The organism is Streptomyces sp. NEAU-W12 (assembly GCF_026242095.1).
Lineage (GTDB): Bacteria > Actinomycetota > Actinomycetes > Streptomycetales > Streptomycetaceae > Streptomyces.
Genome location: NZ_JAPJDM010000006.1, coordinates 180,700 through 199,120, shown reverse-complemented (window position 1 = coordinate 199,120; position 18,421 = coordinate 180,700). Strand labels below are relative to the sequence as shown.

Below are 18,421 nucleotides of genomic sequence, written 5' to 3'. Positions count from 1 at the left end.
TCGCCGGATCACCCCCGCGTCAGCGGGGAGCGCACCCGGTCAACGCGCGACATGACCGAAAGCTCACGCCCGCAAGATCTCCTGCAACTTCCCCGCGAGCGCCTCCGCCTCTCCACCCGGCAAAGGCACACCCGGCGCCTGCGTCACGTAGAAGGCGTCGACCGCGTTCGCGCCCAGTGTGCTCGCGTGCGCGCTGCGCACCCGCACCCCCGCCCCCTCCAGCGCCTGCCCGATCCGGAACAGCAGTCCCGGCGCGTCCTGCGCCCGGACCTCGATCACCGTGGCCAGACGGGACGCGGCCGGGGCGACCGTCACCCGGGCCGGGGGCGGGACCACGCCCCGGCGGCGCGGGTGGGCGGCGTCGCGTTCGGCGAGGCGGCCGGCGATGTTCAGGGTGCCGTCCAGGGCGCGGACGAGGTCGGCGCGCAGGCGGGCGGCCTCGGGCAGCGAGCCGTACTCGGCGGCGACCCGCCAGTCGAGCAGCAGGACGGAGCCCTCGACGCCCTCCGGCAGGGCGAGGGTGCGCAGCTCGGCGGTGCGGACGGTCAGGCGGTGCAGGGCCAGCACCCCGGCGACCGCGGGGAGCACGCCCTCCTGGTCGGGTACGGCGATCAGCAGCTCCACGCCGAGGGGTTCCGGCTCGCCCGCCCGCTCCGGTTCTGCCGGTGTCTCCGTCGGCGGCCCGGCGGACGGTTCGGTCTGGGCGCGCAGGGACAGCACCGGGCCGCCGGTGGCGATCGCCTCGAGGGCGAGCCGTTCCTGCTCGGCGGTGGGCGCGGCGGGCACGGCGGCCTCGGGTTCCTTTGGCGGGTCCCCGGCCAGGAGTGCCGAGACGCGTTGGACCAGGTCGGCGACGAGTGAGGCGCGCCAGGACGACCAGGCCGCCGGTCCGGTGGCCAGCGCGTCCGCCTCGGTCAGGGCGTGCAGCAGTTCCAGGGTTCCCTGGGTGCCGACCGCGTCGGCGACCACGCGCACCGTGGCCGGGTCGTCGAGGTCGCGGCGGGTGGCCGTCTCGACGAGCAGCAGGTGGTGGCGTACGAGGGTGGCGAGGACACCCGCGTCGGCGCGGTCGAAGCCGATCCGCGCGGCCATGTCCGAGGCGATGGTCCCGCCGGTCACGGAGTGGTCGCCGGGCCAGCCCTTGCCGATGTCGTGCAGCAGCGCGGCGACCAGGAGCAGGTCGGGGCGGTGCACGCGCCGGGTGAAGGCGGAGGCGCGGACCGCCGTCTCGATGAGGTGCCGGTCGACGGTCCACAGGTGCACGGCGTTGCGCTGCGGGCGGCAGCGGACCCGTTCCCAGTCCGGCAGCAGCCGTGTGATCAGGCCTTCCGCCTCCAGCGCCTCCCAGACGTCGACGGTGGGGCGGCCGGAGCCGAGCAGGGTCACCAGCTGTTCGCGGGCCTCGGCGGGCCAGGGGGTGGGCAGCGGACGCACGGTGGCGGCGAGGCGCCGGACGGCGTGGAGCGACAGTGGGAGCCCCGCCTGTGCTGCGGCGGCCGCGGCGCGCAGGGGGAGCACGGGGTCGCGTTCGGGGCGGGCGGCGCGGGCGAGGACCGCCTCGCCGTCCTGCTCGACGACGCCCTCGGCGAGCGGCGAGCGCTCGGCGTTCTGCTTCCCGCCGCCGAGCGCCCTCCCGTCGCCCGCCACCGCCCTTCTGAGGAAGTCGCTCCGCTCCCTCGCCAGTTTGCGCAGCCTCGGTCGCACGGCCCGGGAGCGCAGTACCCGTCCGACCTCGCGCCAGGTGACGTCGCCGGCGTACGCGATGCCCCGGGCGGCCTCGTACACCTGGCGCAGCAGGGCGTCGGCGTCGAGCAGGCCGAGTTCGGCGGCGACCTGGTCCTGTTCCTGGAGGGCGAGCCGGTCGGTGGCGCGGCCGGTCGTCAGGTGCAGCGCGTCCCGTACGTCGAGGAGTCGGCGGCGGGCGTCGGCGAGGCCTTCGCGCGGGGCGTCGGCGAGCCAGGACGCGGCGACGGCGCGCAGGACGGTGGCGTCGCGCAGCCCGCCGCGGGCCTCCTTGAGGTCGGGTTCCAGGAGGTACTGCAGCTCTCCGTGGCGCTCGGCGCGTTCGGCGCAGAGTTCCCGGAGTTCGGGAAGGCGTTTGGGTGCCTGGTTGCGCCAGTCGGCCAGGAGGGTGGTGCGCAGGGCGGCGGTGAGGCCGAGGTCTCCGGCGATGTGCCGGGCGTCCAGGAGGCCCAGCTGGACCTTGAGGTCCTCGCCGGCGGTGCGGCGGGCCTCGGCCGGGGTGCGTACGGAGTGGTCGAGGGCGATGCCGAGGTCCCAGACGGGGTACCAGAGCCGGTCGGCGAGGGCGGCGACGGCCTTGGGGTCGCTGCCGTCGTGCAGCAGGAGCAGGTCGAGGTCGCTGCGCGGGGACAGTTCGCCCCGCCCGTAGCCGCCGACCGCGACCAGGGAGGCGCCGCACAGTTGTTCGGTGCCCGCGGTGAACAGTGCGGTGAGCCAGTCGTCCGTGAGCCGGGCGAGGGCGGCACGGCGCGGCGGCCCGGACCGCGCCCCCTCGGTGAGGAGGCGCAGCCGGGCCGCCGCGTAGCCGCTGGGTCCCGAGTCCTGTGTCTCGTCGTGCGTGTCGGTGCTCGTCACCCGGCGACTCCTGTTCCGTCGGTCTTCCTCAGAGCGCTTCCGGGCCGCGCTCGCCGGTCCGGACCCGTACGGCCGTGTCGACGGGGATCGACCAGACCTTGCCGTCACCGATCTTGCCGGTGCGGGCCGCCTTGACGACGACGTCGATGAGCTGTTCGGCGTCGTCGTCCTCGACCAGCACCTCGATGCGGATCTTGGGGACCAGGTCGACGGTGTACTCGGCACCGCGGTAGACCTCGGTGTGGCCGCGCTGGCGGCCGTAGCCGCTGGCCTCGGTGACCGTCAGGCCGTGTACCCCGAAGGCCTGCAGGGCCTCCTTGATCTCGTCGAGCCGGTGCGGCTTGACGACGGCGGTGATGAGCTTCATGCGTCCACCTTCTTGCTCTCGGCCTGGGCTGCGGACGGGGCGGCGGTGCTGCGGGCGGCGCCGCCACCGGCACCGCTGTAGTCGTACGCGGTCTCGGCGTGCTCGACCTGGTCGATGCCGGCGACCTCGTCGTCCTCGGGAACCCGCATACCGATCGTCCTGTCGAGGAGGAGGGCGAGGACCGCGGAGACGACCAGGGAGTAGGCGAGGACACCGAAGACACCGGCGCACTGCTTCCAGAACTGGTCGAGGCCGCCGCCGTAGAAGAGGCCCTCGACCTCGGACTGGCCCTTGCCGCTGGCGAAGAAGCCGACGAGGAGGGAGCCGAGGATGCCGCCGACGAGGTGGACGCCGACGACGTCCAGGGAGTCGTCGTAGCCGAACTTGTACTTCAGGCCGACGGCCATGGCGCACAGCACACCGGCGATGGCGCCGACGGCGATCGCGCCGAGCGGGGTGACCGCCCCGCCGGCCGGGGTGATGGCGACGAGGCCGGAGACCGCGCCGGAGGCGGCGCCGAGCGTGGTGAAGGCGCCGTGGCGGATCTTCTCGTAGGCGAGCCAGCCGAGGACGGCGGCGGCGGTGGCGATCTGGGTGTTGACGAACATCAGCGCGCCGACGCCGTCGTCGTTGCCGAGCCAGGAACCGGCGTTGAAGCCGAACCAGCCGAACCACAGCAGCCCGGCGCCGAGCATGACCAGCGGCAGGCTGTGCGGGCGCATCGGGTCCTTCTTGAAGCCGACCCGCTTGCCGATCACCAGGATGACACCGAGTGCGGCGGCGCCCGCGTTGATGTGGACGGCCGTACCGCCGGCGAAGTCGATGACGCCCATTTCGAAGGCCCAGCCGCCGGAGCCCCAGACCCAGTGCGCGACCGGGAAGTAGACGATGGTGGCCCACAGGGCGATGAACAGCGCCCACGCGGTGAACTTCACGCGGTCCGCGAGCGCGCCGCTGATCAGAGCGGGCGTGAGGACGGCGAACATCAGCTGGAAGACCAGGAAGACGAAGACGGGGATGGTGTAGCCGTCCCACAGTTCGGTCAGACCGATGTCGCTGAGGCCGACCCAGTCGGAGTTCCAGCCGACGAGACCGGCGGAGTCGGTGCCGAACGCCATGGAGAAGCCGTACAGCACCCACAGGACGGTGACGATTCCCAGGCTGATGAAGCTCATCATCAGCATGTTCAGGGTGCTCTTGACCCGGACCATGCCTCCGTAGAAGAAGGCCAGGCCTGGTGTCATGAGCATCACCAGAGCGGAACAGATGAGCATGAACCCTGTGTTGGCGGCAGAGAGCGTGGGCGCTTCTGCGGCAAGGGTGATGGCTGGTGCCATCGGCGTCTCCTCGTCGTTGGTACGGCCCCGTGCGGGCGAAGCCTGGGCGGGTCGTGAGGGGTGGGCCGGTTCTGCGCCAAGAGATTCGCGCAGCACCGTTTCGGTGGAGGCCCCTCGCTGTTTCGCCGCCGTGACGAAGGCACCCGGCGTGTTACGCGTCGATGAACTGCCGGATGCGGACGGTGTCGGTCGCTGTCGTGACGCGATCTTCGCCCCATGGCACCGCCCCCATCGGCGGCGGCACCACGACGGCGAGCAGCCGGGTCCGCGAGAGCGGCGCCGGCTCGGGCACACAAAGGTGCCGGCCGCGGCGGGCCTTCCGATGACCTGGCATGGGGGAGCCGAGTCGGGCGGTTCGGGAGGGCCGGCCGCGGCCGGGGCTCTGAATTTCCCGGAGATCTCCGGGGTTTTGGGACGTCAGACCGCTTCGGCGGTCTCCGGCAGTTCGACGGCGAGCCGCTCGGTGAGGTCGACGACTTCGGCCCGGTCGCCGAAATCCCGGGCGGCCGTGCCGACCGTCTTTCGGATACGAGTGTTGACGCGCTCGGAGCGGACCTTCTTGGCCGCCCTGATGGCGTCGGTGGCGAGAACCGCTCCCTGCTCGGGCTCGCGCTGGAGCAGGTGGACGGTGGCCATGCCGATCAGGTTGAGGGCGTACGACCGCTGGTGCCGGTCGGCCTCCGCGGCGAACAGTTCGACGGCCCGTCGCATCAGCGGTTCGGCGAGCGAGGCGTACGTGGGGCTGCGGCCCGCCACGTAGGCGAGGTCGCGGAAGGAGTGGGAGTTCTCGCCGTACAGCTCGGCCTCGGAGAAGAAGCGGATCCAGTCGGGGTCCGGCTCGTCCCACTCGTCGGCCTCGGCGAAGGTGTCCTCGGCCATCCTGACCGCGCGCTTGCACCGGCCGGGCTGGCCCATGTTGGCGAAGGCGCGGGCCTCCATCGCATACAGCATCGACTGGGTGCGGGGGCTGGCGCAGTCACGGCTGCCGTACTGCGCGAGATGGATGAGCTCCAGGGCGTCCTCGGGCCGGCCGAGGTGGATCATCTGACGGCTCAGATTCGACAGGATGTACGAGCCGAGCGGACGGTCCCCGGCCTCCTTCGCCGCGTGCAGGGCGAGGACGTGGTACTTCTGCGCGGTGGGCTGCAGCCCGACGTCGTACGACATCCAGCCGGCCAGTTCGGCGAGCTCGGCGGCGACCTTGAACAGGCGCCGCCGGATCGGGGCGGGCTGGGGTTCCTGGAGCAGGTCCGTCACCTCGTGGAGCTGCCCGACGACCGCCTTGCGGCGCAGGCCGCCGCCGCACTGGGCGTCCCACTGCCGGAACATCACGGTGGTGGTCTCCAGCAGGTCCAGCTCCGGCGGGGACCGGCTCGGGCTCCGGGTGGGACTGCGCCGCGGACGGCGAGGGAACGAGCCAGCGCTGCATGGGCTCGATGAGGGACGGGCCCGCGGAGAGGGTCAGCGAACTCCCGAGGAAACCGCGCCGCGCGAGCATCAGGTCGCTGCGCGAGAACTCGCTGAGCAGGGCCACGGTCTGCGGGCCCGTCCAGGGCAGGTCGACGCCGGTGACGGAGGGTGAGGGCCGGGTGGCGCGCAGGCCCAGGTCCTCCACGGACACGACGACGCCGAAGCGCTCGGAGAACAGCTCGGAGAGGATCCGGGGGATGGGCTCGCGCGGATTCTCACCGTCCAGCCAGCGGCGCACGCGCGAGGTGTCGGTGGAGATGTGGTTGGCGCCCAGTCGGCGGGCTCTGCGGTTGACCTGGCGGGCGAGCTCGCCCTTCGACCAGCCGCTGCGGGCGAACCATGAGGCGAGCAGCTCGTTCGGACGCTTCTGATTACTCGCAGCGTTCGTCCCGCCACCGCCGTTGCCGCTCACTGGAACGCCCCCATCCCTGAAAACCACTTGCCGCTGAGTGCGCCAAGCCCTACCAGAATGCCGGTTGCCGGAACCGCCGTCCGGCGCTTCCCACCCTTCGAACGGAATGCCGAGTTGCCTCCGGCATACCCGCACGCGCATGTGCCCCGGCAAACCATGCACACAACGTAGCCCTACGATCACCCGTCCAGCCACGGCGAACCCGGAATCGCCACCATTCGCCACCCCATCGAATGAACTCACCGTGGCCGACTCGCGCTTCACTTGGCACGGGACAGCCAGGAGTGGTGCGGCGACGCACTCGGGGGCGCGCGGCACCGTGCACACCACCCCGGTCGCCCCGAAGCGCCGACTGAGCAGGACCGCACCGGGAAGTCGAGAACAGAGAGTCACGCGTAGCGCCCGCTGCGTAACCGGCGGTGCGTCGGACCCGTTGGAGGGGGCATGGGCTTCACGATCGGTATCAGCCGGGGCATCCGTGACATCCGGTCCGGCTCGCGCCGCCGGGGCCGCGGGTCGGGGGGCACCGCCGTGGCGGAGTACACCGGGCTGTGGGGCTGGGACGTGGTACCGGGCGCCCGCGCCACCGCCGGCGCCTGCTCCTGCGGGCGGGCGGGGTGCCGGGCACCGGGCGCGCATCCGCTGGATTTCGCGCCGGAGATCCCCGCCGGGGCCCCGCTGGACGACGTGTCGGAGATCTGGGCCGAGTACCCGGGCGCCGCGATGATGCTGCCGGTCGGGCGGGCGTTCGACGTGATCGAGGTGGCGGAGCCCGCCGGGTGCCGGGCCCTGGCCCGGCTCGAGCGCATGGGCCTGCCCGTCGGCCCCGTCGCCGCCACCCCGGACAGCCGGGCTCAGTTCTTCGTCGCCCCCGGCGCCGCCGCCGTGCTGCCCGAACTGCTCTACCGCATGGGCTGGGACGACCCGGCCGCCCTCGACCTGCACGGCCTCGGCCCCGGTACGCACATCACGGCGCCGTCGTCCGACCGGGGAGGTCTCGGTCCGGTGCGCTGGCTGCGCTCCCCCGCCCTCGATTCGGCACTCCGGCCGCCGGAGGCCCGCCTGGTGCTGGGCACGTTGGCCTACGTGGTGCACCGGTCGCGGGCGTAGGTCACCGTGCCCGCATGGCGAAGCGCCCGTTTCCGGATTCCGGAAGCGGGCGCTTCTTCGCGTTTCCACGGCGGTCCGGTCCGGCCGGCCGCCACGGGGTCTCACTCGCCGATCAGCGCGTCCACGAACGCGTCCGGCTCGAACGGCGCCAGGTCGTCCGCGCCCTCACCGAGACCGATCAGCTTGACCGGGACGCCCAGTTCCCGCTGGACGGCGACCACGATGCCGCCCTTGGCCGTACCGTCGAGCTTGGTGAGCACGATGCCGGTGATGTCGACGACCTCGGCGAAGACCCGGGCCTGGACCAGGCCGTTCTGGCCGGTGGTGGCGTCGAGCACGAGCAGCACCTCGTCCAGCGGGGCGTGCTTCTCCACGACCCGCTTGACCTTGCCGAGCTCGTCCATGAGGCCGGTCTTGGTGTGCAGCCGGCCGGCGGTGTCGATGAGCACGACGTCCGCGGCCATCTCCTTGCCCTCCTTGACCGCGTCGAACGCGACGGAGGCCGGGTCGCCTGCTTCCGGGCCGCGCACGGTGTGGGCGCCGACCCGCTCGCCCCAGGTCTCGAGCTGGTCGGCGGCGGCGGCGCGGAAGGTGTCGGCGGCGCCGAGGACGACGGTGTTGCCGTCGGCGACCAGGACCCGGGCGAGCTTGCCGGTGGTGGTGGTCTTGCCGGTGCCGTTGACCCCGACGACCATCACGATGCCCGGGCCGCCGGTCTCGTTCTCGGTGTGCACGGTGCGGTCCATGCCGGGGTCGATCAGGGCGACCAGTTCCTCGCGGAGCAGCCCGCGCAGCTCGGCGGGTGTGCGCGTGCCGAGCACCTTCACGCGCTCACGCAGCCGCTCCACCAGTTCCAGGGTGGGCTGTACGCCGACGTCGGCGGTGAGCAGGGTGTCCTCGACCTCCTCCCAGGTGTCCTCGTCGAGGTGCTCACGGGACAGCAGGGTGAGCAGGCCCTTGCCGAGCGCGTTCTGCGAACGGGAGAGACGGGCACGCAACCGGACGAGCCGGCCGGCGGTGGGCTCCGGGATCTCGATCGCGGGCGCCTCGGCGGGCGGCTCCTCGACGACGACCGGGGCGGAGCCGTCCGGAAGGTCAACCTCCTCTACGGTGCGCCGCGGTTCCTCCCGCGGCGTCTCGGCCTCGTCGCCGACATGCGGCTCGGCCGGTGGGGCGGTGATGTCGGGGGCGGCGGGTGGCGGCGGGGGCAGCTGCTTCTTGCGGCGGCTGCCGACGATGAGCCCGCCGAGCGCGCCGACCACGACCACGGCGATGACTACAGCAAGGATGAGGATGTCCATAACAGCCCCAGTATCAGCCATGGGCACCCCGGCCGTGCCGATGGCGGCCCGTGCGACGCGTCCCGTTCCGCCGGGCGCCTGCGGCCTGGTGGTCCGATGCCCCGCCGGTCACGGTCCGCCCCCGCACGCGGCCCGCCCTGTGCACGGGGAGGAGGGGCGAGGGAGACGCCCGTCACGGTCGGGCGGCTCCCGCCGGGACGCGGTGCCGGAGGTGGTGCGGCGCACCGCCGCCCCGGCCCGGACGGGGTCCGGGCCGGGGCGGCGGTGGTACGAGGAGAGGGGCAGCGGGGACGTGGACCCTTCTCCTCGGTCCGGGGGACGGGGCGGCCCGAACGGGACCCGTCGGCATCGGCCCCGCGGCCGCGCTCAGCCCATTTCCTCCAGGGCCTTGCCCTTCGTCTCCTTGACGAACTTGAGGACGAAGGGGATGGAGAGCGCGGCGAACAGGGTGTAGATCACGTAGGTGACCGACAGGTTCCAGTCGGCCAGGGACGGGAAGCTCGCGGTGATGGCCCAGTTGGCGATCCACTGCGCGGCGGCGGCCACACCCAGGGCGGCGGCGCGGATCCGGTTGGGGAACATCTCGCCGAGCATGACCCAGACGACGACACCCCACGACAGGGCGAAGAAGAGGACGAACACGTGGGCGGCGACCAGCGCGACCCAGCCCTGGGTGGCGGGGAGCTTGCCGTCGACGAGGTCGAAGGAGAACGCCCAGGCCTCCAGGGCGAGGCCGATCACCATGCCCACGGAGCCGATGATCGCGAGCGGCCTGCGGCCGATGCGGTCGACGAAGATCATCGCGATGACGGTGCCGACGATGTTGATGATCGACGTGGTGAAGGAGTAGAGGAACGAGTCCGTCGGGTCGACGCCGACCGACTGCCACAGCGTCGAGGAGTAGTAGAACGCGACGTTGATGCCGACGAACTGCTGGAAGACCGAGAGGCCGATACCGACCCACACGATGGGCTTGAAGAAGAAGCTGCCGCCGAGCAGGTCCTTGAAGCGGGACTTCTCCTCGCTGTGCATCGCCGACTCGATCTCGGTGACGCGCGCGTCCAGGTCGACACCCCGGCCCTCGACCTCGCCGAGGATCTTCCGGGCGCGCTCGTGCTTGCCGACGGAGATCAGGTAGCGCGGGGACTCGGGGATGGCGAAGGAGAGCAGTCCGTAGAGGACGGCCGGGACGACCATGACGCCGAGCATGAGCTGCCAGGCCTCCAGGCCCAGCAGTTCGCCGCGCTGGTCGCCGCCGGCCGCGTTCAGGATGCCCCAGTTGACCAGCTGCGAGACGGCGATGCCGATGACGATCGCGGCCTGCTGGAAGGAGCCGAGCCGGCCGCGGTAGGCGGGCGGGGCGACCTCGGCGATGTAGGCCGGGCCGATGACGGAGGCCATGCCGATGGCTATGCCGCCGACGATCCGCCAGAAGGCCAGGTCGTAGAGGGAGAAGGGGACGGCGGAGCCGACGGCGCTGACGGTGAACAGGACTGCGGCGATCTGCATGCACCGGATGCGGCCGATGCGGTCGGCCACGCGGCCGGCGGTGGCGGCACCGATGGCGCAGCCGATCAGCGCGACCGCGATGACCTGGGCGAGAGTGGCCGAACCGATGTCGTAGCGGTCGCGGATGGCCTCGACGGCGCCGTTGATCACGGAACTGTCGTAGCCGAAGAGGAAACCGCCCATGGCGGCCGACGCCGCGATGAAGACGACGTGCCCGAGATGATCGGGGTGAGCCGTACCGGCTCCTGACTTCTGTGCCTGCACTGAGCTGGTCACGTGTAACTCCTCGGGCCACCGGCAGCATCGCCGGGTGGGGGTTCAGCCCTTCGAGGTCCACCTGAAGGTACCTGAAGGTAAAAGCGACGCCGACGAGACTATGCCTTCAAGTCCTGAAGTCAAGAGAGGGGGTGAGTGGTGAATTAGACCCACATTTCCTGCAATGCCCGCACACATGCGGCAGCATTGAGTTCACAATGTGAAGCCAGTGAGCGCGAGGGGCCGTCAGGATGCCTGGCGGAGGCGCTGGCTGATGACCTTGGACACACCGTCGCCCTGCATGGAGACGCCGTAGAGCGCGTCGGCGACCTCCATGGTGCGCTTCTGGTGCGTGATCACGATCAGCTGCGAGGCCTCCTGCAGTTCCTGCATGATCCGGATGAGCCTCTGGAGGTTGGTGTCGTCGAGCGCGGCCTCGACCTCGTCCATGACGTAGAACGGGCTCGGCCGCGCCTTGAAGATCGACACCAGCAGCGCCACGGCGGTCAGTGACCGTTCCCCGCCCGAGAGCAGCGACAGCCGCTTGACCTTCTTGCCCGGCGGACGCGCCTCGACGTCCACGCCCGTGGTGAGCATGTTGGCGGGATCGGTCAGCACCAACCGCCCCTCGCCGCCGGGGAACAGCCGCGAGAAGACTCCTTCGAACTCCCTGGCCGTGTCCCGGTAGGCCTCGCTGAAGACCTGCTCGACGCGCTCGTCGACCTCCTTGACGACCTGGAGCAGATCCGCGCGGGTCTTCTTCAGGTCCTCCAGCTGCTCGCCGAGGAACTGGTGGCGTTCCTCCAGCGCGGCGAACTCCTCCAGGGCGAGCGGGTTCACCTTGCCGAGCTGCTGGTAGGCGCGCTCGGCTGCCTTCAGCCGCTTCTCCTGCTCGGCGCGGACGAAGGGGCGGGTGGCCCCGTCCCCCTGCTGCCCTCCCTCTGCGGAGCCGGTGCCGGTGCCGGAGTCGGCGGAGCCGCTGGGCCGTCCGTCGTCCGGGCCGGCCGTGGCCGGGAGCCGTCCGCCCGGTCCGCCCTCGAAAGGCGGTGCCGCCGGTACCGGCCGGTGCGGGCCGTACTCGGCCATGAGGTGGGCGGGTTCCACGCCCAGCTCCTCCAGGGCCTTGGTCTCCAGCTGCTCCATCCGCATCCGCTTCTCGGCGCCGAGCACTTCGCCCCGGTGCACCGAGTCCGTCAGCTTGTCGAGGTCCGCCTTCAGGTCGCGTCCCTCGGTCCGCGCGCGGGCGAGCCCCTGCTCGCTGCGGGCCTTCGCCGCCTCGGCGGCGGTGCGCTCCTCGTCGGCGCGCGCGAGGGACACCTCGACGTGCGCGAGCAGGTGCCGGGCACCGGCGGCGACGGACCCGGCGACGGCCGCCTCGTGCCGCAGCCTGGCCCGCCGCTGCTCGGCACGCGCGCGTGCCTCGCGTTCCGTACGGGCGGCCCGGTCCAGGGAGTCGGCCCGCCCGGCAAGCCCCTTGACCCGCTCCTCGTGCGTGCGTACCTGGAGACGGGCCTCCATCTCGGTCTGGCGGGCGTTGGCCCCGTCGGCGGCGAGCCGGTCGCGCACGGAGGTGTCGGGCTCCTCGTCGAACGGCATCTCCTCGGCGACGGCGAGCCGTTCGGCGAGTTCCTGCACGTCGTCGAGCGCCTGGTCGAGGGCCTCCTGCGACCGGGCCGCCGCGGCGGCGGACCGCTCCGCCTCCCCGGCGGCCCCACGGGCCTGCCCGGCGAGCCGGCCGAGCTGCTGGGCGACGGAGGACTTCTCCCGCTCGGCCGCCCGGCGCCGCTCCCCCAGTTCCTCGACGAGGGCGGCGCACCGCCCGCGTTCCTCGGTCGCCGTGCGCTGGGCCCGGGTCAGCTCCTCGCACCGCACGGCGAGCTCCTCCAGCTCGGCGCCGGCCTCGTCCACGGAGGCCTGCACCTCCAGCAGGCTCGGAGCGCCCGCCGAGCCGCCGTGTGCGAAGTGCGCGCCCAGCAGGTCGCCTTCGGCGGTCACGGCGATCAGCTCGGGCCGCTCGCACACCAGTTCCTCGGCGTCCTCGAGGGTGCCGACGACGACGATCCCGCGCAGCAGCCGGCGTACGGCGGGGAGCAGCTCGGCGGGCCCGCGCACCAGATCGGCGGCGTACCGCGGTCCGTCGGACACGCCGGCGAGCGGCTCGTGCGGACCGTCGGGTGCCCCGGTACCCACCGCGTTCGGGCCGGTGGTGAGGAGCAGGGCGGCACGGCCCGCGTCCTGTGTGCGCAGCAGGCGGATCGCCTCGGCGGCGACGGCGGGGCCGGTCACGGCGAGGGCGTCGGCGGCGGCCCCGAAGGCGGCGGCGAGGGCGGTCTCGTGGCCCGGGACGACGGTGAGCAGCTCGGCGGCGGGGCCGAGCAGTCCGGGCGGCCGGTCCTGGGCCGAGAGCAGCGCGCCGGTGCCGTCCTTGCGGCGCAGGCCCAGGGCGAGCGCCTCGTGACGGGCCCGGGTCGCCGCGCGTTCGCGTTCGGCGGCGGTGGCCGCCTCGCGGGCGGCGGTGAGGGCGGCCTCGGCCTCGGCGAGCCGCTGCTTGGCCGCGTCGTGCTGTCCGGCGAGGTCCGCGTCCCCGGCGTCGAGGCCGTCGACCTCGGCCTGCAGGGTCTCGTACTCCTCCTGGGCGGCGGCGGCCCGTTCCCGGGCCTCGTCCCGCGCGGCCGCCAGGCGCTCGATCTCGGCCTGGGCCGCTGCGGCGCGCGAGCGGGCGGCACCCACCTTTCCGGTGAGCCGGGCGAGTTCCTCGCGCCGGTCGGCGATGACGCGGGCGGCGTCCTTCAGGCGCCGTTCCTCCTGGACCAGGTCGCGTTCCAGCTCGGCGCGATGGGCGACCGTGTCCTCCAGGGCGCGTTCGGCGGCTTCGAGGGCGGCCTCCAGCTCGGCCTCCTGTTCGCGGACCCGGGCGGCCTCGCGTTCCAGGTCCTCGGGGTCGCGTCCGCGGCGTTCCTCGGGAGGTGCGGAGGTGGCGCTCTTCACGCGCGCGTCGGCGAGCGAGACGGTGCCGCGCACCCGCTCGGCGAGCTGGGAGAGCTCGTACCAGGTCTGCTGGGCGTTCTGCAGGCCCGGGGTGAGGCGCCGGACCTCGTCCTCGAGAACCGCCTCGCGTTGGAGGGCCTCGCGCAGTTCCTGCTCGGCGGTCTCCTTGCGCTCCTTGAGGGCGGCCTCGTCGGCGATCTCCGCCGTGAGGGCCTCGCGCAGGCGGACGAGGTCGTCGGCGAGGAGGCGCAGGCGGACGTCGCGCAGGTCGGCCTGGATGACGGCGGCCCGCCGGGCGACCGCCGCCTGGCGGCCGAGGGGTTTGAGCTGGCGCCGCAGTTCGTCGGTGAGGTCCTGCACGCGGGCGAGGTTGGCCCGCATCGCGTCCAGCTTGCGCAGCGCCTTCTCCTTGCGCTTGCGGTGCTTGAGGACGCCCGCGGCCTCCTCGATGAAGGCGCGGCGGCCCGTCGGGTCGGCGTGCAGGACGGAGTCCAGCTGGCCCTGGCCGACGATGACGTGCATCTCACGGCCGATGCCGGAGTCGGAGAGCAGTTCCTGGATGTCGAGGAGGCGGCAGGTGTCGCCGTTGATCTGGTACTCGCTGCCGCCGTTGCGGAACATGATCCGCGTGATGGTGACCTCGGCGTACTCGATGGGCAGGGCCCCGTCGGAGTTGTCGATGGTCAGGGCCACCTCGGCCCGGCCGAGCGGCGGGCGGCCGGTGGTGCCCGCGAAGATGACGTCCTCCATCTTGCCGCCGCGCAGCGACTTGGCGCCCTGCTCGCCCATGACCCAGCTGAGCGCGTCCACGACGTTGGACTTGCCCGAGCCGTTCGGTCCGACGACGCACGTGATCCCCGGTTCGAACCGGAGCGTGGTCGCCGAGGCGAACGACTTGAAGCCACGGAGGGTCAGGGCCTTGAGGTGCACGCCGCCGGACTCTACCTGCCCGGGATGTCCCCCTCCACGAACCGGCGGTTTCACGGATGAACGCTCAGGGCACACCACACGTTGAAGACGGTGAAAGGATGCGCGGAGCAAGGAACTTGGGAATCCGGTCGGCGCGGGGGACGCGGAGGCAAGAAAGAAGGGACGCCGGGGCGTCCCTTGCACTTCTGACAGCGTGGCGGTGGTGACGGGCGAGCCGACCGACCACTGCGTGCCGTGGTGGAGCGGTGCAGTGATCAGGTCAGCGCAGGCTCCGCCTGGTGTGCGTCAACGCTCTCCATGATCCTGTCGTGAGAAGCGGCAGCCGCAAGCTCGTCGTTCTCCGCCTGGATCCGTACGAGTTCGGATTCCAGGTCCTGGACGCGCTGCTGGAGCCGTCGCATCTCGGCGAGGAGTCGAGGGTCGGAGCCGCCGACGTAACCGAGAAGCGCCTTTGCCATGATGGATGGTCCTCCACAATGCGTGACCGACCTGTGCGGTGTGGGTCGTGAGGGATGAGCACCCGCGATGCCTGGCAGACCTGCAGTTGTGCTGCCGTTCAGCCATGCCAAACAGCTAAGGTGCGCGGGGACTTTCAGCGTCTCACCAAAAAGTTTGACGGTCAACACGATCACACGCCGTATCGGCCGACGACGCGGTGCACACGGCCGCCGGGCGGCATCGCGGCGGTCCCGGCGGGCCCTCCCGGGGTGGTGGCCGTCGGCACCGGGGGCTTCCCGCGGCGCCCCGGGCCTCGGCAACCACCAGGACTTTTCCGCGCCGGAGGGCCTGCCGCGGCGGTCGGCCGGCACCCCGGAGGCCCTTCGGACGCGGAGGACTCAGCGGATGGCGAAGCCGTCGTATCCGCCGCGGGGTGTGTCCCAGATCTCGGTGACGCCGTCCACGCGCCCGGGCGTGTCGCCGTCCTGGAGCCAGTCGAGCAGTCCGTCGCAGCGCTCACGGGAGCCCTCCGCGACCACTTGGACGCGTCCGTCCGCCAGATTGAGAGCAAAGCCACTCAGGCCGCCGATCTCCAGCGCCTTGGCCCGCGTGAACCAGCGGAAACCCACACCTTGGACACGTCCCCGCACCCAGGCGACCAGTCGCACATCCTCGCTCATGACTGCAACCTAACCGGACAATGTCACTCGGGGCACTCCCTCCCCTGACGGCATGCGGTACCGTCCCGATCGGATGAATCTCATATGAAACTCACTCGATGGTGTGAGTTTCGTGTTGAACGCGAGGACGAGTCGACCGACCGCCAGGACTGAGGAAGGCCAGAACATGGGACGCCACCGACGCTCCGCCGCCGGCCGCGCCGCCACGGGCCGCGCCACCACGGGGGTCACTCAGCACGACGACCTGCACGACGGAGGCCACGGCCCGCTGGGTGCTCACGCCGAAGACGCTCCGACCATGGGCATCGCCCCCTATCTGAACCCGGAGGCGTACGCCGAGACGGCCGCGAGGAGCGAGGCCTACCTCTTCGCGACGGAGGGCGTTCCCGGGGACGACTACACGGGGAACCTCACGCGGGGCGGCTTTCCCCCGGGCGCCCACCGGGAGGACCACCAGGGGTACGTCCACCGGGACGACCGCTTCTCCGCGGGGCCGGACCGCTCCAGGTCCGCTGACACGGCCGCCGCCGACACGGCCGTGTTCGCGGGCGAGGGCCTCCGGCCCGGGGACTTCCCGCGGAGCGGCTCCCCGGGCGACGGCTTCACACCCGGCGAGAGCGACCGGCACGCGGGGGGACGGCGCCGGAAGAAGAAGGCCGCGACCCCGGTCCGCACCGGCCTGCTCGGGGTGTCCGCCGCCGTGGCCCTCGGCACGGTGGCGGTGGCCACGGGCGTGGTGCCCGGCCTCGAGAACTACAAACTGGGCGGTGACCGTGCCCCCGGTGACAGCGTGGAGGCCGCGGGCACCCCGACCAACACGCCCGGCGAGCTGGGGGGCACCTCGGGCAGCCTCGAGAGCCCGGGCCGCGACGCCGGTGAACCCGCGAGCCGCGACGCCGACCGCGACGCCTCCCCCACGCCCTCGCCGTCGGGCTCCTCGGACGAGAAGAAGACGAGGACCCCGGAGAAGAAGGCGCCCGCAGAAGCGGAAGCGGAAGCGGAAGCGGCGGAGGAGAAGCAGAAGGAGAAGCCTTCGACGACACCGGGCGAGGAGGTGTCCGAGAAGACGACGGCTCCGGAGCGCAGGACCGCTCCGCAGCCGGAGAAGAAGACGCCCGGCAGCCCGGTGACCGTTTCCGAGGAGGCCGCCGCCGGAGCCCAGGTGCTCCGGCTGGTCAACCAGGAGCGGGCCAAGGTGGGCTGCAGCCCGGTGGCCGCGAACAGCGCGCTGTCCGGTCTGGCCACGGCGTTCAGCAAGGACATGGCCGACCGCGGCTTCTTCGACCACACCGACCCCGACGGCGACACACCGTGGGACCGGGCGTCGGCGGCCGGGATATCCGACCTCGGCGGGGAGAACATCGCCCGCGGCCAGGCCACCGCCGCGGCGGTCATGGAGGCCTGGATGAACAGCCCCGGCCACAAGGCGAACATCCTGAACTGCGACTTCAAGACCCTGGGCGTGGGCGTGCACTTCGGCTCCGGCGGCCCGTGGTGGACCCAGAACTTCGGCTACTAGGGGCTCACCCACCTGAGGACCACAGCAGTACGCACGCGGAAGCACGGACGGCGGTCCGGGAGGTCCCGGGCCGCCGTCCGTGCTTCCGCGCACTTCTCCGCGTGGCCTCCCGGCACTGTGGCGCGGTGAGTGCCACCTGCTGGTAAGCGCTGCGCCGAAGTACGCTGAAGGCATGACCACCACGCGGCCGCACCCGGAGGACTCGACGGAGCAGCGGCTCCCCTACGACGTATTCGCCAGGGGGTGCCCCTCGCGCGGCACGCTGGAGCATGTGACGGGACGCTGGGGCGCGCTGACGCTCGGGGCGCTGTGCGGGGGATCCCTGCGCTTCAACGAGTTGCGCCGCCGCGTCGACGGTGTGAGCGAGAAGATGCTCTCCCAGACACTGCACGCACTGGAGCGCGACGGCCTGGTGCACCGCGAGGCCCAGACGACCAATCCGCCCCGGGTGGACTACGAACTCACCCCGCTGGGCCATGAGGTGGCACGGCGCGTGCTGTCCCTCATCCATTTCCTGGAGGGCAGGATGGGCGACGTGCTCCAGGCCCGCGAGCGCTACGACGCGACCCGCGGCGCCCGCTGACATGTCGGGCAGAAGTAACTGGACCGGTTCATCCAGGGCCGTCGGCGCATCGGCGTACCGCAGCGGCGGCAGGGCAGGCCCTCCCGGCCGTAGGCGTCCAGGGAGCGGTCGAAGTAGCCCGATTCGCCGTTGACGTTGACGTACAGGCTGTCGAAGCTGGTGCCGCCCACCGCGAGGGCCGCGTTCATCACGTCCCGGACGTGGTCCAGGAGGAGCTGGGAGCGCGGGCGGGTGAAGGTCTCCGTGGGGCGCTCGTAGTGGATGCGGGCCCGCCACAGTGCCTCGTCCGCGTAGATGTTGCCCACTCCGCTGATCAGGGACTGGTCGAGCAGGGCCCGCTTGATCGTGGTGCGCTTGCGGCGCAGCGCCCGGTGGAAGGCCTCGTCGTCGAAGAGCGGGTCGAGCGGGTCGCGGGCGATGTGCGCGATGACGTCGGGCAGCCCGTCGGGGGTGTTGTCGTGCAGCGAGAGCCCGCCGAACGTCCGCTGGTCGACGAAGCGGAGTTCGGTGTCGCCCGCCGCGGCAGCGGCTGATGTCCGCGTGTCGGTGAAGCGGACGCGGACACGCAGATGCTTCTCGTCGGCGGCGGTGTGCGGCTGGACCAGCAACTGGCCGCTCATGCCGAGGTGGGCCAGGACCGACTGGTCCGCGTCCTCGAGTGGCAGCCACAGGTACTTGCCGCGGCGGCTGGGAACGCCGAGGCGGTGGCCCTTCAGCCGGTGCGCGAAGTCGTCGGCGCCGGCGAGGTGGCGGCGCACCGCACGCGGGTGCAGCACCTCGGCCTCGGCGACGGTCCGGTGGGCGACCCACCGCTCCAGTCCGCGCCGTACGACTTCGACCTCGGGCAGCTCGGGCATGGTTCCTTTCCCCTTCCGAGGACCGGTCTTCACGACCGCGACCCGGGTGCCCGCCCCTTGCGGGACG

12 protein-coding genes and 1 pseudogene are annotated in these 18,421 nt (G+C 72.3%); 3 read left to right on the top strand and 10 right to left on the bottom strand.

Annotated features, from left to right (window positions below; genetic code table 11):
• Positions 1 to 63: 63 nt before the first annotated feature.
• From ORI94_RS09870 to ORI94_RS09855, 4 genes and pseudogenes are all read right to left on the bottom strand, one after another.
• A complete protein-coding gene (locus ORI94_RS09870) occupies positions 64 to 2,598 on the bottom strand; it encodes a [protein-PII] uridylyltransferase (RefSeq protein WP_266074047.1) in 2,535 nt (844 codons plus the stop codon).
• 28 nt (positions 2,599 to 2,626) lie between these two features.
• Entirely contained in the window at positions 2,627 to 2,965 is a 339-nt protein-coding gene (locus tag ORI94_RS09865) for a P-II family nitrogen regulator (protein WP_042168077.1), read from the bottom strand.
• Positions 2,962 to 4,302: an ammonium transporter gene (locus tag ORI94_RS09860; protein ID WP_266074045.1), complete on the bottom strand. Its 1,341-nt coding sequence runs from the start codon at positions 4,300 to 4,302 to the stop codon at positions 2,962 to 2,964. Before ORI94_RS09860 ends, ORI94_RS09865 begins: the two co-directional genes overlap by 4 nt.
• A gap of 417 nt (positions 4,303 to 4,719) precedes the next feature.
• Positions 4,720 to 6,184 (bottom strand): annotated as a pseudogene (locus ORI94_RS09855) (hypothetical protein).
• A gap of 444 nt (positions 6,185 to 6,628) precedes the next feature.
• Here ORI94_RS09855 and ORI94_RS09850 point away from each other — a divergent pair.
• On the top strand, positions 6,629 to 7,294 hold the full coding sequence (locus tag ORI94_RS09850; RefSeq protein ID WP_266074043.1) for a bifunctional DNA primase/polymerase: 666 nt from the start codon (positions 6,629 to 6,631) through the stop codon (positions 7,292 to 7,294).
• A 101-nt stretch (positions 7,295 to 7,395) separates the two neighbouring features.
• Here ORI94_RS09850 and ftsY read toward each other — a convergent pair whose 3' ends face one another.
• The 5 genes from ftsY to ORI94_RS09825 all read right to left on the bottom strand — a co-directional run bounded on the left by ftsY (position 7,396) and on the right by ORI94_RS09825 (position 15,395).
• The gene (gene ftsY, locus ORI94_RS09845; RefSeq protein WP_266074042.1) at positions 7,396 to 8,595 is read right to left on the bottom strand and encodes a signal recognition particle-docking protein FtsY; all 1,200 of its coding nucleotides are present in this window, start codon (positions 8,593 to 8,595) and stop codon (positions 7,396 to 7,398) included.
• A gap of 366 nt (positions 8,596 to 8,961) precedes the next feature.
• Positions 8,962 to 10,380, bottom strand: a complete 1,419-nt coding sequence (locus tag ORI94_RS09840) for a sugar porter family MFS transporter (RefSeq protein ID WP_266074040.1) — start codon at positions 10,378 to 10,380, stop codon at positions 8,962 to 8,964.
• 225 nt (positions 10,381 to 10,605) lie between these two features.
• On the bottom strand, positions 10,606 to 14,277 hold the full coding sequence (smc, locus tag ORI94_RS09835) for a chromosome segregation protein SMC (RefSeq protein WP_266074039.1): 3,672 nt from the start codon (positions 14,275 to 14,277) through the stop codon (positions 10,606 to 10,608).
• Between the two features lie 254 nt (positions 14,278 to 14,531).
• Positions 14,532 to 14,735, bottom strand: a complete 204-nt coding sequence (locus ORI94_RS09830; protein WP_004924871.1) for a hypothetical protein — start codon at positions 14,733 to 14,735, stop codon at positions 14,532 to 14,534.
• A 378-nt stretch (positions 14,736 to 15,113) separates the two neighbouring features.
• Positions 15,114 to 15,395, bottom strand: coding sequence for an acylphosphatase (locus ORI94_RS09825; protein ID WP_042168058.1), 282 nt, complete (start codon positions 15,393 to 15,395; stop codon positions 15,114 to 15,116).
• A gap of 166 nt (positions 15,396 to 15,561) precedes the next feature.
• Here ORI94_RS09825 and ORI94_RS09820 point away from each other — a divergent pair, with 166 nt between their 5' ends.
• Complete coding sequence (locus ORI94_RS09820) at positions 15,562 to 16,914, top strand: CAP domain-containing protein (RefSeq protein ID WP_266074038.1); 1,353 nt, start codon at positions 15,562 to 15,564, stop codon at positions 16,912 to 16,914.
• Positions 16,915 to 17,086: 172 nt separating this feature from the next.
• The gene (locus ORI94_RS09815) at positions 17,087 to 17,497 is read left to right on the top strand and encodes a winged helix-turn-helix transcriptional regulator (protein WP_266074037.1); all 411 of its coding nucleotides are present in this window, start codon (positions 17,087 to 17,089) and stop codon (positions 17,495 to 17,497) included.
• Here ORI94_RS09815 and mutM read toward each other — a convergent pair.
• On the bottom strand, positions 17,470 to 18,354 hold the full coding sequence (mutM, locus tag ORI94_RS09810; protein ID WP_266074035.1) for a bifunctional DNA-formamidopyrimidine glycosylase/DNA-(apurinic or apyrimidinic site) lyase: 885 nt from the start codon (positions 18,352 to 18,354) through the stop codon (positions 17,470 to 17,472). The genes ORI94_RS09815 and mutM overlap by 28 nt on opposite strands.
• Between the last annotated feature and the right edge of the window lie 67 nt (positions 18,355 to 18,421).